The organism is uncultured Aliiroseovarius sp. (assembly GCF_947492455.1).
In the GTDB taxonomy this organism is placed as follows: Bacteria; Pseudomonadota; Alphaproteobacteria; order Rhodobacterales; family Rhodobacteraceae; genus Aliiroseovarius.
Genome location: NZ_CANLNB010000004.1, coordinates 615,538 through 628,552, shown reverse-complemented (window position 1 = coordinate 628,552; position 13,015 = coordinate 615,538). Strand labels below are relative to the sequence as shown.

General features: G+C 59.3%; 16 protein-coding genes and 3 tRNA genes. 12 read left to right on the top strand and 7 right to left on the bottom strand.

The window, feature by feature from the left end:
* The first annotated feature begins 1 nt into the window (after position 1).
* Positions 2–76, top strand: a tRNA-Gly gene (locus tag Q0677_RS12935).
* 43 nt (positions 77–119) lie between these two features.
* A tRNA-Gly gene (locus tag Q0677_RS12930) sits at positions 120–194 on the top strand.
* 166 nt (positions 195–360) lie between these two features.
* Here Q0677_RS12930 and Q0677_RS12925 read toward each other — a convergent pair.
* A complete protein-coding gene (locus Q0677_RS12925; RefSeq protein ID WP_298910445.1) occupies positions 361–723 on the bottom strand; it encodes a helix-turn-helix transcriptional regulator in 363 nt (120 codons plus the stop codon).
* A 230-nt stretch (positions 724–953) separates the two neighbouring features.
* On the opposite strand from Q0677_RS12925, the gene Q0677_RS12920 reads away from it, so the two are divergent.
* The 4 genes from Q0677_RS12920 (at position 954) to hisH (ending at position 4,073) form a co-directional block, all read left to right on the top strand.
* Entirely contained in the window at positions 954–1,832 is an 879-nt protein-coding gene (locus tag Q0677_RS12920) for a LysR family transcriptional regulator (protein WP_298910443.1), read from the top strand.
* 129 nt (positions 1,833–1,961) lie between these two features.
* A complete protein-coding gene (locus Q0677_RS12915; protein ID WP_298910441.1) occupies positions 1,962–2,678 on the top strand; it encodes a hypothetical protein in 717 nt (238 codons plus the stop codon).
* A gap of 144 nt (positions 2,679–2,822) precedes the next feature.
* Entirely contained in the window at positions 2,823–3,410 is a 588-nt protein-coding gene (hisB, locus tag Q0677_RS12910; protein ID WP_298910439.1) for an imidazoleglycerol-phosphate dehydratase HisB, read from the top strand.
* Positions 3,411–3,434: 24 nt separating this feature from the next.
* A complete protein-coding gene (gene hisH / locus Q0677_RS12905) occupies positions 3,435–4,073 on the top strand; it encodes an imidazole glycerol phosphate synthase subunit HisH (protein ID WP_298910437.1) in 639 nt (212 codons plus the stop codon).
* Positions 4,074–4,122: 49 nt separating this feature from the next.
* Here hisH and Q0677_RS12900 read toward each other — a convergent pair whose 3' ends face one another.
* A complete protein-coding gene (locus tag Q0677_RS12900; protein ID WP_298910435.1) occupies positions 4,123–4,506 on the bottom strand; it encodes a DUF2147 domain-containing protein in 384 nt (127 codons plus the stop codon).
* Between the two features lie 139 nt (positions 4,507–4,645).
* Here Q0677_RS12900 and hisA point away from each other — a divergent pair, with 139 nt between their 5' ends.
* From hisA to Q0677_RS12885, 3 genes are read left to right on the top strand one after another with little or no spacing between them, the layout of a single operon-like run.
* A complete protein-coding gene (hisA, locus tag Q0677_RS12895; protein WP_298910433.1) occupies positions 4,646–5,368 on the top strand; it encodes a 1-(5-phosphoribosyl)-5-[(5-phosphoribosylamino)methylideneamino]imidazole-4-carboxamide isomerase in 723 nt (240 codons plus the stop codon).
* Positions 5,369–5,371: 3 nt separating this feature from the next.
* Positions 5,372–6,169, top strand: a complete 798-nt coding sequence (gene hisF / locus Q0677_RS12890; protein WP_298910431.1) for an imidazole glycerol phosphate synthase subunit HisF — start codon at positions 5,372–5,374, stop codon at positions 6,167–6,169.
* The gene (locus Q0677_RS12885; RefSeq protein WP_298910428.1) at positions 6,166–6,480 is read left to right on the top strand and encodes a phosphoribosyl-ATP diphosphatase; all 315 of its coding nucleotides are present in this window, start codon (positions 6,166–6,168) and stop codon (positions 6,478–6,480) included. Before hisF ends, Q0677_RS12885 begins: the two co-directional genes overlap by 4 nt.
* A gap of 64 nt (positions 6,481–6,544) precedes the next feature.
* Here Q0677_RS12885 and Q0677_RS12880 read toward each other — a convergent pair whose 3' ends face one another.
* From Q0677_RS12880 to rlmB, 3 genes are all read right to left on the bottom strand, one after another.
* On the bottom strand, positions 6,545–6,997 hold the full coding sequence (locus Q0677_RS12880; protein ID WP_298910426.1) for a CoA-binding protein: 453 nt from the start codon (positions 6,995–6,997) through the stop codon (positions 6,545–6,547).
* Between the two features lie 207 nt (positions 6,998–7,204).
* Positions 7,205–7,678 carry a YHS domain-containing (seleno)protein gene (locus tag Q0677_RS12875; RefSeq protein WP_298910423.1) on the bottom strand — a complete coding sequence of 158 codons (474 nt, stop codon included), beginning with the start codon at positions 7,676–7,678 and terminating at the stop codon, positions 7,205–7,207.
* A 74-nt stretch (positions 7,679–7,752) separates the two neighbouring features.
* Positions 7,753–8,535: a 23S rRNA (guanosine(2251)-2'-O)-methyltransferase RlmB gene (gene rlmB / locus Q0677_RS12870; RefSeq protein WP_298910420.1), complete on the bottom strand. Its 783-nt coding sequence runs from the start codon at positions 8,533–8,535 to the stop codon at positions 7,753–7,755.
* A 149-nt stretch (positions 8,536–8,684) separates the two neighbouring features.
* On the opposite strand from rlmB, the gene Q0677_RS12865 reads away from it, so the two are divergent.
* A tRNA-Tyr gene (locus Q0677_RS12865) sits at positions 8,685–8,768 on the top strand.
* 90 nt (positions 8,769–8,858) lie between these two features.
* Here Q0677_RS12865 and Q0677_RS12860 read toward each other — a convergent pair.
* Both Q0677_RS12860 and hpaR read right to left on the bottom strand, forming a co-directional pair.
* Positions 8,859–9,974, bottom strand: coding sequence for an aminodeoxychorismate synthase component I (locus Q0677_RS12860; RefSeq protein ID WP_298910417.1), 1,116 nt, complete (start codon positions 9,972–9,974; stop codon positions 8,859–8,861).
* 104 nt (positions 9,975–10,078) lie between these two features.
* The gene (hpaR, locus tag Q0677_RS12855) at positions 10,079–10,531 is read right to left on the bottom strand and encodes a homoprotocatechuate degradation operon regulator HpaR (RefSeq protein ID WP_298910414.1); all 453 of its coding nucleotides are present in this window, start codon (positions 10,529–10,531) and stop codon (positions 10,079–10,081) included.
* A 104-nt stretch (positions 10,532–10,635) separates the two neighbouring features.
* On the opposite strand from hpaR, the gene hpaE reads away from it, so the two are divergent.
* Both hpaE and hpaD read left to right on the top strand, forming a co-directional pair.
* On the top strand, positions 10,636–12,144 hold the full coding sequence (gene hpaE, locus Q0677_RS12850; protein ID WP_298910412.1) for a 5-carboxymethyl-2-hydroxymuconate semialdehyde dehydrogenase: 1,509 nt from the start codon (positions 10,636–10,638) through the stop codon (positions 12,142–12,144).
* A 13-nt stretch (positions 12,145–12,157) separates the two neighbouring features.
* Positions 12,158–13,009, top strand: coding sequence for a 3,4-dihydroxyphenylacetate 2,3-dioxygenase (hpaD, locus tag Q0677_RS12845; RefSeq protein WP_298910409.1), 852 nt, complete (start codon positions 12,158–12,160; stop codon positions 13,007–13,009).
* The last annotated feature ends 6 nt before the right edge of the window (positions 13,010–13,015 follow it).

Here is a 13,015-nt window from a genome sequence, read left to right as displayed (position 1 = left end):
AGCGGGCGTAGCTCAGGGGTAGAGCATAACCTTGCCAAGGTTAGGGTCGGGCGTTCGAATCGCCTCGCCCGCTCCAATCGGTTACCCAGTCTGGTCACCCGCCAGACATGCCATAGGAAGCGGGCGTAGCTCAGGGGTAGAGCATAACCTTGCCAAGGTTAGGGTCGGGCGTTCGAATCGCCTCGCCCGCTCCAAATGGACCAGATCCCGAAAATTGATGGATATCAGGCGGACACCACATCACGTGCGTCTGGTTGTGCGCGTTCTGCGCGTTACATTGGCGCGTTCCAAAAAATAAGGGGACGCGAAAACGCGTCCCCTTTACCCCAGTTCATCCTTCCCCTCAGAGGACGATGGGTTTCAGGCGCTTAAAGATTGGCGCCCGGCAAGCTCGTGAATCATCGACTGGATCTGCGCACGGATCTTATCATCCGTGATCGAGGACAAAGCCTGCGCCGCCTTGGCGGTCCGCTCGTCCAGGGCTTCGCGCTGGGGCACACCCGCACGCGGCAGTCCTTCGAAGAAGTACGCTGGTTCAACATCAAGAAGCTGAGCGATCTCGAACATCTTGCTGGCCGAAACCCGGTTATAGCCGGTCTCGTATTTTTGCAGCTGCTGGAACGACAGTCCCAGCTTCTCGGCTACATTTACTTGCGTCATGCCCCGCAGCAAGCGCACTTCGCGAATTTTCTTTCCCACATGAACATCTACTGGATGTACCATTTTTTCACCACATAATTGTTTCCCGCTAAGGGAGAATGGCACCAAACGATATGAAACCCAACTGGTGAGGGATGAACAATCATGTAACATTTTTAATTGCATGATGGGTGATTTATGTTACCAAACTTGTATGAAGCCTTTTTTACAAGGGTTTTCTGACCGATCGTTCAGCACGTATGGTTAAGTGTTTCAGCTGCGTGCACACTGCGTTTACAGCCAGAGGAGCAGAGATGACCCATCGCGATGCGCCAGCCCTGCTCTACGAGATGCTCAGGTCTTTCGCCTCATTGGCGCAAACGTTGAACCTTTCCAAAACAGTCAAGAATCTTGGAAGCACCCGTCAGACGGTGCGTCGGCACATTGCGCATCTCGAAGAATACATGGGCAATCCGCTCTTTTCGTTCGACAACCGCCAGTACAAGCTGACCAAGACTGGCGAGAACGCCCTGAAAGAGGCCGAAGAGCTTTTGGCGCGCGGCGAGGCGTGGCTGAATAACGAAAGTCGACACGTGCATGGGTTGCACTACTTGGCGTTGGAAGCAGGGAAGATTCCTTACTTCCTGCAACAGCATCCCTTGACCGCTTTGTGGGACAACTCCTCGGACCTTTTGAAGTTCGGGTTTCACTGCTGGGCGCAGTCAAAGGGCGAGTTAGAGAGCCCAGATTTCGCCAGTTTGCGTCCTTATTTGATGGTGTTCAGATATAACCAGCTAAACGGCGACTGGATTTGTACAGAAGTGGGCGAGAAATCCTCCTTCGCGACGTGGTTCGGCTGGGAGAAATACAGGTCCGCCGTGGGGCGCAGTGCGGTCAACCTGCCCACCGACAAAGGGTATAGCTATCTGCTGACGCAATCCTTCCACGATGTGGCCAGCACGCGCAGCGTCAGACTTGATCATATTCATACCCACATGCCCTATGGGCCCGAGGATACGCCGACGCCGATCTCGTATCATCGTCTGGTCATGGCCTGTCGATATGCGGACGGAGATCTGGCACTGGCGACGCTGATTGACCGCACCCTCAACGTCCAGATTCTGGACCTTCCGGATGACATGCGTCTGGCGATGCCGCCAGAGCTGGCGATGGATGTAAAACCGCCTTTCTGAAACCTACCATTTGGTCCCTGTGTCTATTTCGCGCCACATTGTTGACAGTTTTCAACAGTGACGCGTTCATTCGACAAATCATGGTGAACGCGCGAAACTTGGTCATAAACACCAATAAATGAGGTTCAGATGACCATCCATGACACATTCGCCGGCGCGCAGTACATCACGCGCATGCTGGACATCATCGCAGAGAAAGGTGTTATGATCGAGATCGGGACAGATTTCGACCTTTACGCGAGCTACATTGAAGAACATCGGACCAAGCTTCCGCTGGGCCTGGCCTTCGATCCGAAAGTTCAAAAACTGACCGAGGATACCGGGTTCTGGATCGCGGGCTGGGACAGCGAGGGGAAGATGATGCACTCGCAAGCGATGCGCATGATCGACATGTCCGACACCTATCTTTCAGACTATCTTAGCGAGAATTTTCAAAGGTTTGCACCACCTGGATACACTTTGGACATGAGCCGCAGCATCTACCGGGCTGGCCCCGGCGCGAAGCGGATCACGGGTCGGATTTGCTATCACGGGGACCTTTGGGTCGAAAGCAGCGAACGTTATCGCGGCACCGGGCTTCCGGGTATTTTGGCGCGATTCGCGCTGGCCACCAGTCTGCTGCGCTGGTCGCCCGATCACGTGTTCGGTTTCATGGCCCAACATCACGCCTTCCGCGGCCTCGCCGAGCGCGAGGGATACATGCACTGTGAACCCGGCGCGCTGGAATTACACACGCGCGAGTTGAATACAGTGATTCGCGGCTTCCTGACCTATATGTCGCGCGAAGACCTGAACTTCCTGATGGAAATCTGCCCGCGCGAGTTCGTGATGTCTCAGGCGGCATAAACACGCGCGGACGGGATTTCCCGTCCGGTGCATCTGACCGGATTTGGGGCGCGCAGACCACAGCGCCCCTTTTCGTTCCGTTTGCTGTCTTTTCGCCGCCGTCCCGCCCCCCTATAAGGGGCGCAGGTAATAAAAGGACATGCCATGCGGCGCGCTACGATCACTCGCAAAACCGCTGAAACCGCAATCTCGGTCGAGCTGAACCTCGACGGGACCGGTCAGTATGACAACCAGACCGGTGTGGGCTTCTTTGATCACATGCTGGATCAGCTGTCGCGCCACTCGTTGATCGACATGACGATCCGCGCCGAAGGGGATCTGCATATCGACGATCACCACACGGTCGAAGACACCGGCATTGCCATCGGGCAGGCGCTGGTTGCAGCCCTTGGCGACAAGAAAGGCATCCGGCGCTATGGCGAATGCCACCTTCCGATGGATGACGCGCAGGTACGTGCGGCTTTGGATCTGTCGGCCCGTCCGTTCCTGATTTGGAATGTGGATTTTACCGCGCCGAAGATCGGCACGTTCGACACCGAGCTGGTCCGCGAGTTCTTTCAGGCCTTGGCGACCCATGGCGGCATCACGCTGCATATCGACCAGATCCACGGCTTCAACGCCCACCACGTGGCCGAGGCCGCATTCAAGGCCGTGGCCCGCGCGCTGCGGATCGCTGTTGAAACCGATCCGCGCAAAGCGGACGCCATCCCCTCGACCAAGGGTGCGCTGTAACGCGCACCTGACCGGAGATCTATTATGCTGACCGTGATCATCGACTATGACAGCGGCAACCTGCACTCGGCCGAAAAAGCGTTTCAGCGCATGGCGGCCGAAACGAACGCCGGCGACGTGATCGTATCCACCAAGCCCGAGGACGTCTCTCGCGCTGACCGTCTGGTCCTGCCCGGTGACGGCGCCTTCCCGGCCTGCCGTCAACAGCTGTCCGACCACCGCGGTATCTATGAAGCGCTAGAAGAGGCCGTGATCACCCAAGGCCGCCCCTTCATGGGGATTTGCGTTGGCATGCAGATGCTGGCGACGGTCAGCCACGAATACCAAGACACGGACGGCTTTGACTGGATCAAAGGCCATGTGCGCAAGATCACTCCGGCTGACCCGACGCTGAAAGTCCCGCATATGGGCTGGAACGATTTGGTGATCGACAGCGACCACCCGGTACTGGACGGCGTGAAAACCGGCGACCACGCCTATTTCGTGCACTCATATCACTTCGTCGTGGACAACCCGGACGAGCGTCTGGCCCATTGTGACTATGCAGGCGACATCACCGCCATCGTCGGGCGGGACAATATGATCGGCATGCAGTTTCACCCGGAAAAAAGCCAAGCCGCAGGGCTGCGGATGATCGCAAACTTCCTGACCTGGACACCGTAAACGAAAAGGGCGCCGTATCGGGCGCCCTTTTTGCTTTAGAAACTAGTGGTTATTGAACCTTTGTCCATGTCTGCTTCTTGCAGATCGGCCCCACACAGCCCGCCACTTTCAAGGTCGTCCCCGACAGCGTCATCTTCGACTTATAAACCTTACCAGTCGAGGGCTGCCAAATCTTGCCACCCGAATACTTGCCGCCACCTTTAGCTTGCATATCCCAAACCAATTGCTTGCCAATATTTGGCGTGTTGATCTCTCCACTTGCATCGAATGCTTTCGAAATCACGCCACACAAAGCCGCTCCGCAAGGCGAGAAGGTGACATGTGCATAAGCGCCATCATCCACCTGCGTTTTCCACACACCCAGCACCGGTTCAGCCATGGCCGGTCCTGCCAGTCCAACCGCAAGCGCTACTGCTGCAATCACTCGTTTCATAGGATCCTCCCTGTTTTGCGGATATCCTGACGTCCCGACCTGCGCTGTGGCAAGTATGACGTGGCTGGAGGTCGCGCTTGGCTTTCCCCCCGGTCCGTGCAAAAAGCAGCCCAACCGACTGATTAACGGAGCACCAGCCATGATCCTCTATCCTGCCATCGACCTGAAAGACGGCCAATGCGTACGTTTGCTGCGCGGCGAGATGGAAGAAGCCACCGTGTTCAATGACAACCCGGCAGCTCAGGCGCGGGCGTTCCAAGACGCAGGCTGCGAGTGGATCCACCTTGTCGACCTGAATGGTGCTTTCGCAGGCGAGCCGGTAAACGGCGCCGCAGTCGAGGCGATCCTTGGCGCGATCGATGTCCCAGCCCAGTTGGGTGGCGGCATCCGTGACATGGCCACGATCGAAGGCTGGATCGAAAAGGGCCTGTCCCGCGTGATCCTCGGTACCGTGGCCGTCGAAAACCCCGATTTGGTCCGCGAAGCCGCCCGCGCCTTCCCCGGCAAGGTCGCCGTCGGTATCGACGCCCGTGACGGTCGCGTCGCCACCAAAGGCTGGGCCGAGGAAACCGACGTCATGGTCACCGACCTTGCCAAGTCGTTTGAGGACGCAGGCGTCTGCGCCATCATCTATACCGACATCAATCGCGATGGCGCGATGCAAGGCCCGAACACCGAAGCGACGGCCGATCTGGCCCGCGCGGTCTCGATCCCCGTCATCGCATCGGGCGGCGTTAGCTCGCTAGACGACCTGCGCGCACTAAAGTCCTGCGGCGCGTCCCTGAACGGCGCCATCTCAGGTCGTGCGCTTTATGACGGCGCGATTGATTTGAAAGAGGCGTTGGACGTCCTGAAAGGCTGATACATGCTGAAAACTCGCATCATCCCCTGTCTCGACGTGGCCGAGGGCCGCACGGTGAAAGGCGTCAACTTCGTCGACCTGATCGACGCGGGCGACCCGGTGGAACAGGCGCGCGCCTATGACGCTGCCGGTGCCGACGAACTCTGCTTTCTCGATATCAAGGCGACCCACGAAAACCGCGGCACCATGTATGATCTCGCCACCCGCACGGCCGAACAGTGCTTCATGCCGCTGACCATCGGTGGGGGTGTGCGCAGCCCGGAAGACGTGCGCGACCTGCTGCTGGCGGGCGCCGATAAGGTCAGCTTCAATTCGGCCGCTGTGGCCGACCCGGACGTGATCGCCCGCTCTGCTGACCGTTTCGGCAGCCAGTGCATCGTTGTTGCCATCGATGCCAAGACCATCGGCCATGACGCGGACGGCAATCCCAACAAATGGGGCATCTTCACCCATGGCGGCCGCAAGCCGGCACTCGACAAAGACGGCAACCCCATTGATGCGGTCGAGTTTGCCAAACTGATGGAACAAAAAGGCGCGGGCGAGATCCTGTTGACCTCGATGGACCGCGACGGCACCCGCGCGGGCTTTAACCTGCCGCTGACCCGCGCCATTTCGGACGCCGTGCATGTGCCCGTGATCGCCTCGGGTGGTGTAGGCAATCTGGACCACCTTGTCGAAGGCGTGACCGAAGGCGGGGCAAGTGCCGTGCTGGCCGCATCCATCTTCCACTTTGGCGACTACACCATCCGCGAGGCCAAGGAACACATGGCCGCCGCTGGCATTCCGATGAGGTTGACATGAGCATCCTGACCCAACTCGCCGCTACGATCGAGGCGCGCAAGTCCGCAGACCCCGACAGCAGCTGGACGGCCAAACTGCTGGCCAAAGGTCCGGAGAAATGCGCCGAGAAATTCGGGGAAGAGGCGATCGAAGCCATCATCGCCGCCGCCAAGAACGACCGCGAGAATCTGACCGCCGAGGCCGCCGACGTGCTCTATCACCTGCTCGTCATGCTCGCCGCGCGCGACGTGGCGCTGGAGGACGTGCTGGCCGAGCTTGAACGCCGCGAAGGCACCTCGGGCATCGCAGAAAAAGCGGCCCGTCAGCCGTAAGCTCTTATTTTCTTGCCAAAAATATCCTGGGATGAATGCGCGTAGCGCAGAGGGGCAACGCCCCTTACCCCACCAACTCCGTCAGCGCGTCCGTCCCGATCAGGCGCGGATACTCGATGGCCGGACAACGATCCTCGACCACCTCGATCCCGCGCGCTTCCGCCTTGGCCCGTGCGGCAGCGTTGAAAATCTCCAACTGCATCCAAACCGTGCGCAGGTTCGGCAGATGCGCCAGCGCTTCGTCCACAAGAGGTTCAATTGTCTCGGACCGGCGGAAAAGGTCGATCATGTCGGTCTCTTCCGGCAGTTCGGCAATCGACCCGACAACCGTTTCACCAAACATCTCTTGCCCTGCCAAGCCGGGGTTCACGCCGATTACGCGATAGCCTTTCTCGGACAGAAAGCGGGCTACGCGGTAAGAGGCACGCTCGGGCTTGTGCGACAGGCCCACAAGGCCGATCACGCGGGTCGAGGTCAGGATAGTGCGAATGCGGGTGTCTATATCAGTCTGCGTCATATGCCCCAACTAAGCACCGCGCAGTTCTATTCCAAGCCCGTAAAAGAAAAAGCGCCCGAGGGGAGTATTTCCTCGGGCGCAGTTGGTGGAACGAGGGACAGTGAATGAGGTTTCAGGCGTTCCACAGCCTGGCCTCTGTTAGTCAGATATGATGGCGGGACGGAATTGGAAGGGTTGGTAAAACACTTGTGATCCACCCGTCAGACATCAGCCCTCAAGAATACCCGGCCAGTTCGCATTCCCTTTCGCGATATTGCCCGGAATGTCCTGCGACCACAGCTCGCGCGCACGCAGACTGAAATTCAGGTAAAGCTTGTCGTCATAGACGGTCCAGGCCTCAGGCACGGTGGGGGCGATATAGCCCTTGCTGGCCGCATAGGCGCAGTAGCCACCGAATTGCGGGGCGTATTTGGCGGGATCGGACGCGAACATGTCGCGGGTCTCGGCGCTGGAAAACAACACCGTGGCACCTTCATAGTCCAACGAGAATTCGGCCACGCCCGGCGTCGGAGCGCCCTTGGTGAAAAACGCCACAGGGTCATGCCCGTCCCACGCGATGCCATCTTCGGCATAGACGGGCGGGTTGGCGGCAAAGGCCGGGCGGGTCAGAAGCGTCGCCCCAACGGGGACAGCGATCAGACCGGACAGTACGTGACGGCGGGACAGGGACAGTTTCGACATTGGGACCTCCTTTTCGGTTGTCCCTAATCTGCGCTGCCCAGGCGGATATTACAGCCCCACCCACAACAAGGTGATCACCGCGTGAGGCGGGTGGCATAAAGTGCGACCGCCGCAGCGTTCGACACATTGAGCGAGCCAAAATCGCGTGCGAATGGGATCTTCACCAGCGCATCACAGGTCGCCTTGGTCTTTTCGCGCAGCCCCGGCCCTTCGGCCCCCATGACCAGCGCAACCGGGCGATCTGGGCGGGCGGCCAATGCCTCTTCAATGGTCTCGTCGGCTTCGCCATCCATGCCAAGGACGACGAATCCCATATCGCGCAGTTCTTCCATCGCCTCGGCCAGATTGCGCACGCGCAAGTAAGGCTGACGTTCCAGCGCGCCCGAAGCCGTCTTGGCCAGCGCGCCCGTCTCCGGGGCTGCCCCATGTTTCGTGCCAACGACAGCACTGGCGCCGAACACCTCGGCCGAGCGCAGGATCGCGCCGACATTGTGCGGGTCGGTCACACGGTCGAGCATGACCACGACGGGCATCTTACCTTCGCCGCCAATAACACGGCTGGCGAAATCACCCCAATTCAAGGGTTTCACTTCAAGCGCTGCGCCCTGGTGAACCGAATTGGGATCAATCGGGGCTGGAAACTTGCGCGGGTCCGCCATCTCGGGCGTCATGCCAGACGCCTCGATCGCATCCGCCAGCTTGTCCGCCGCGTTCTTCGTCACGATCAACCGCAGCCGCTCGCGGTCCGGGTTCATCAGCGCATCACGCACCGCATGCAGCCCGAAAAGCCACACGGTTTCAGCCGCAGCCTGACGCTTGTCTTTTTCCTTTTTGACGACCCATTTTGGCTTTTTCATCACGCGATCCGCTGGAAGTTTTTCAAGGCCCGGACAATGCGCCAAGCCTTTCTGAGAGACAAGTGCATTTGGGTGATTTTTCGTATTGACGCGGCCCGCTGCCCGCGATACCTAGCCCCACGTTCAGCGCAGATAGCGCAGGAAAAAGTGGGCGACAGGCCGCAAGGTGTGGCAGGGGACTGTAACTCCCTCGAGGCGACTCACGCTTGGTTCGATTCCAAGGTCGCCCACCATTTTCCAAACCTCCCGAAAAACAGATGACGTGAAGTTTGGCTTCGGAACGAAGGGCTTAGGCCCTCGAGACGTCTGCTTTTGACGTACGTTTAGTGCTCCAATCGCGACGCAAACCGCGCCTTCCACAGCGCCTCTTCGTATTCCGAGGCTGCAGTGCTGTCGTAGACCAGCCCACCCCCAACATTGAGTGTCGCGTCCTGTCCATCCAGCAAAAGCGTGCGGATGGCGACGTTGAATTCCGAGCGCCCATCGGGGGCCATCCAGCCGATCGAGCCGCAATAGATGTCGCGCGGGTTGGGTTCCAGCTCGGCGATGATTTCCATCGCGCGCAGTTTGGGGGCACCGGTGATCGACCCGCAGGGGAAGAGTGCGCTCAGGATGTCGGACAAGCGCGTGCCCGCCTCCATCTGGCCGCGTATCAGCGACACCATTTGGTGCACGGTCTCGTAGCTTTCGACTGTGAACAGCTCGGGCACGTGGACGCTGCCCGCCTCGCAAATACGCGAGATGTCATTGCGCAGAAGGTCCACGATCATCAGGTTCTCGGCCTGATTTTTCTCATCCGTTTTCAGAAACACCGCGCGGGCGGCGTCCTCGACAGGGTCGGAACTGCGGGGTTGGGTGCCTTTCATCGGGCGGGTCTCGATCATCCCGTCGGCATCCGTGCGGAAGAACAGTTCGGGCGAGCGGGACAGGATGGCGGGCAAGCCTTCTGCCTGCACCAGCGCACCATATTGCACCGGCTGCAACCGGGTCAGCGCGTGATAGAGCGCCTGCGCGTCGCCCTGCGCCTCACCCCGGATCGGGAAGGTCAGGTTCACCTGATAGGTGTCACCTGCGCAGATATAATCATGCACGGCCTGAAACCCGCGCGCGTAGGTTTCGGCATCCCAATCGGGCGTCAGATCGGACAGCGCAGCATCGCCGGGCTCTAGCGCAGGTGCGGGGCTGGGACCATCATAGAGACCAAACATCAGAAGCGGCAGGCGGCGGTTTGGTTTCAGCAGAGCCTCAAGACGCGGTTCCAGCGCGTAGCCCAATTCGTAACTGGCAAATCCTGCCAACCACGCCCCGCTTTTCTGCGCCTGATCCAGACGGTCCAGCGCGGCCGGCACATCTTCCAATGACCACGCCACGATCTGATCCTGCGGGGCCGTGAACAGCCCAGCATCCCCATCCGGTCCATGATCAAATCTGATGTCCACCTGCAAAGCCTCCGCTTTGAAACCGTGTTAGCGCGCTACCCGCCTGATCTGCGGGCGAAAGGCGGCGTTTGCAAGCCCTTATGCGCCAGAACAGCGCGCGCGCGTTACAGCTTTGCAGATTGCAGCTTTTCCAGAAGATCCAGAAGCTGTTTGACCTCGTCCTCGCCCATATGCGTCTCGATCCGGGCGGCGATGTCATTGGCCAGATGCAGGTTGTCGCGCACGATGGCGCGCCCCTTTTCAGTGATCGTGACCAGCGTGCGGCGCTTGTCCTTAGCGTCAGATTGACGCGAGATCAGGCCGTCCGCCTCCATCCCCCGTAAGATCCGCGTCAGGCTGGGCAAAAGCAGGCAGGCCTCTTTTGCGATGGTGCTTTGCTCGATCTCGCCCAGTTCGTCCAGTGTACGCAGGATGCGCCATTTCTGTTCGGTCAGGCCAAGTTCACCCAGCATGTCGCGAATCGGCTGCATCACGACCTCGCGCGCCCGAAGAAGCGAGATGGGCAGCGAGCGCGAGGTGCTGGGAAAGCCGGAACGGGTCGAATTATTCTTGGTCATGAGGGCTTTATAGCAAGGGGCAGGAAATGAACAAAGCAACTATTTGACAGCGCCCACCTCATTAGTTAACATCGCAATTAATAATTGGACTGAATGAGGGCGACATGTCGGATCTGGACAGCAATCTTACGAAACTCTCGGGCTATCTTGAACGGTTCCGTGCGGGTGGAATCAAGAACCGCATCGCGGGCGAGGATCGGGACGGCGCGGCTGGCGTGTTCCAATCGACCAGCCCAGTCGACAAGTCGGTGATCTGCGATGTGGCCCACGGCACGGCGGATGACATCGACGCCGCCGCCAATGCGGCTCATGACGCCTTTGCAGCCTGGCGCGACATGCCCGCGACCGAGCGTCGCCGCATCCTTCTGAACGTCGCCGACGCCATCGAGGCCCGTGCCGAAGAGATTTCGCTGTGCGAATGCTGGGACACCGGCCAGACATTGCGCTTCATGTCAAAAGCCGCCCTGCGTGGGGCCGAGAACTTCCGCTATTTCGCGGATCAGGTCGTTCAGGCCCGTGACGGCCAACACCTGAAGTCACCCACCCTAATGAACGTCACCAGCCGGACGCCGATTGGCCCGGTGGGCGTCATCACCCCGTGGAACACGCCTTTCATGCTGTCCACGTGGAAGATCGCCCCCGCGTTGGCCGCAGGCTGCACCGTGGTGCACAAACCCGCCGAAGACAGCCCCCTGACCGCCCGTCTGCTGGTCGAAATCGCCGAAGAAGCCGGCCTGCCCAAGGGTGTGTTGAACACCGTGAACGGCTTTGGCCCTGACGCTGGCAAAGCACTGTGCGAGCACCCGAAAATCAAGGCGATTGCCTTTGTCGGTGAAAGCCGCACAGGCAGCATGATCGTCAAGCAGGGCGCGGACACCCACAAACGTAACCACTTGGAACTGGGCGGGAAAAACCCGGTGATCGTCTTTGACGATGCCGATCTGAACCGCGCTCTGGATGCAGTGATCTTCATGATCTACTCGATCAATGGTGAACGCTGCACGTCGTCCTCGCGCCTGTTGGTGCAGGACACCATCAAGGAAGAATTCGAAGCCAAGCTGGTCGAGCGTGTGAACAACATCAAGGTCGGCCACCCGCTGGACCCCGCGACCGAGATCGGTCCGCTGGTGACCGAGACGCACTATAACAAAGTGACCTCGTATTTCGACATCGCCAAGGAAGATGGCGCGACTGTTGCCGCTGGTGGCGTGAAGGTCGGTGACGAGGGATACTTCGTGCGCCCGACGCTCTTCACCAACGCCACCAACGACATGCGCATCGCGCGCGAGGAAATCTTCGGCCCGGTCCTGACCTCGATCCCCTTCTCGACCGAGGACGAGGCGCTGTCGATTGCCAATGACACGGACTATGGCCTGACGGGCTATGTCTGGACCAACGACCTGACCCGCGCGCTACGCTTCACAGACAAGCTGGAAGCGGGCATGATCTGGGTGAACTCGGAAAACGTTCGCCATCTGCCGACCCCGTTTGGTGGGGTGAAGGCCTCGGGCATCGGGCGTGACGGCGGCGACTGGTCGTTCGAATTCTACATGGAGCAAAAACACGTCGGTTTCGCCACGGGCCAACATAAAATCATGCGCCTGGGCGCGTAAGGGAGGAATACAAATGGGAGAGATCGTACTCGCCGCAAAGATGACCCACGTGCCGACGCTGTTGATGTCGGAACAGGAAGGCCCGATCAAAGGCAAGCGCCAGCCAGCCATCGACGGTCACCGCGAAATCGCACGCCGCGCCAAGGAGCTGGGCGTTACCACCGTCATCATCTGCGACACACACTGGGTGATCAACGCGGGCTTCCACATCAACGCGAATGCCAAGTTCGAGGGCCTCTTCACCTCGAACGAATTCCCACAGTTCATTCAGGATCTGCCCTACTCCTACGAAGGCAATCCCGAGATGGGCGACGCCATCGCCAAGATCGCGACGGACAAGGGCGCTTATACCCTTTGCCATCATCTGGACAGCCTTGAGCTGGAATACGGCACTCTGGTTCCGATGCGGTTCATGAGCCGCGAGCATGACATGAAGGTGGTCTCGGTCGCCGCATGGGCCACAGTGCACGACCACGACGAAAGCCGCATCATCGGCGAGGCGATCCGCGAAGCGGTGGAAGCCTCGGACGAAAAGGTTCTGTTGGTCGCATCTGGCTCGCTCAGCCACAAAATTTGGGCCAACAAAGACTATGCCGCCAATAATGGCACCTTTACCATCAGCTCGGAATTCAACCGTCAGATGGATTTGCACGTCCTGGAAATGTGGAAGAACGGCGATCACGCCACCTTCCTGAAGATGCTGGGAGAATACGCAGAGTTCTGCTGTGGCGAAGGCTCAATGCACGATACGGCAATGCTGTATGGCGCGCTCGGTTGGGACAAGTACGACGCAAAATGCGAGGTCGTGACCGAGTACTTCCCGTCCTCCGGCACGGGCCAGACAAACGTCATCTTCCCGGTCTGATCAAAG

Bases quoted from the DNA above. Each gene is read 5' to 3' on its own strand.
- Q0677_RS12875 (WP_298910423.1), bottom strand. From the start codon at position 7,678: ATGTCGAAACTGTCCCTGTCCCGCCGTCACGTACTGTCCGGTCTGATC.
- hisF (WP_298910431.1), top strand. From the start codon at position 5,372: ATGCTGAAAACTCGCATCATCCCCTGTCTCGACGTGGCCGAGGGCCGC.
- rlmB (WP_298910420.1), bottom strand. From the start codon at position 8,535: ATGAAAAAGCCAAAATGGGTCGTCAAAAAGGAAAAAGACAAGCGTCAG.
- hpaE (WP_298910412.1), top strand. From the start codon at position 10,636: ATGTCGGATCTGGACAGCAATCTTACGAAACTCTCGGGCTATCTTGAA.
- hisH (WP_298910437.1), top strand. From the start codon at position 3,435: ATGCTGACCGTGATCATCGACTATGACAGCGGCAACCTGCACTCGGCC.
- hpaD (WP_298910409.1), top strand. From the start codon at position 12,158: ATGGGAGAGATCGTACTCGCCGCAAAGATGACCCACGTGCCGACGCTG.
- hpaR (WP_298910414.1), bottom strand. From the start codon at position 10,531: ATGACCAAGAATAATTCGACCCGTTCCGGCTTTCCCAGCACCTCGCGC.
- Q0677_RS12925 (WP_298910445.1), bottom strand. From the start codon at position 723: ATGGTACATCCAGTAGATGTTCATGTGGGAAAGAAAATTCGCGAAGTG.
- hisB (WP_298910439.1), top strand. From the start codon at position 2,823: ATGCGGCGCGCTACGATCACTCGCAAAACCGCTGAAACCGCAATCTCG.
- hisA (WP_298910433.1), top strand. From the start codon at position 4,646: ATGATCCTCTATCCTGCCATCGACCTGAAAGACGGCCAATGCGTACGT.
- Q0677_RS12915 (WP_298910441.1), top strand. From the start codon at position 1,962: ATGACCATCCATGACACATTCGCCGGCGCGCAGTACATCACGCGCATG.
- Q0677_RS12900 (WP_298910435.1), bottom strand. From the start codon at position 4,506: ATGAAACGAGTGATTGCAGCAGTAGCGCTTGCGGTTGGACTGGCAGGA.
- Q0677_RS12880 (WP_298910426.1), bottom strand. From the start codon at position 6,997: ATGACGCAGACTGATATAGACACCCGCATTCGCACTATCCTGACCTCG.
- Q0677_RS12920 (WP_298910443.1), top strand. From the start codon at position 954: ATGACCCATCGCGATGCGCCAGCCCTGCTCTACGAGATGCTCAGGTCT.
- Q0677_RS12885 (WP_298910428.1), top strand. From the start codon at position 6,166: ATGAGCATCCTGACCCAACTCGCCGCTACGATCGAGGCGCGCAAGTCC.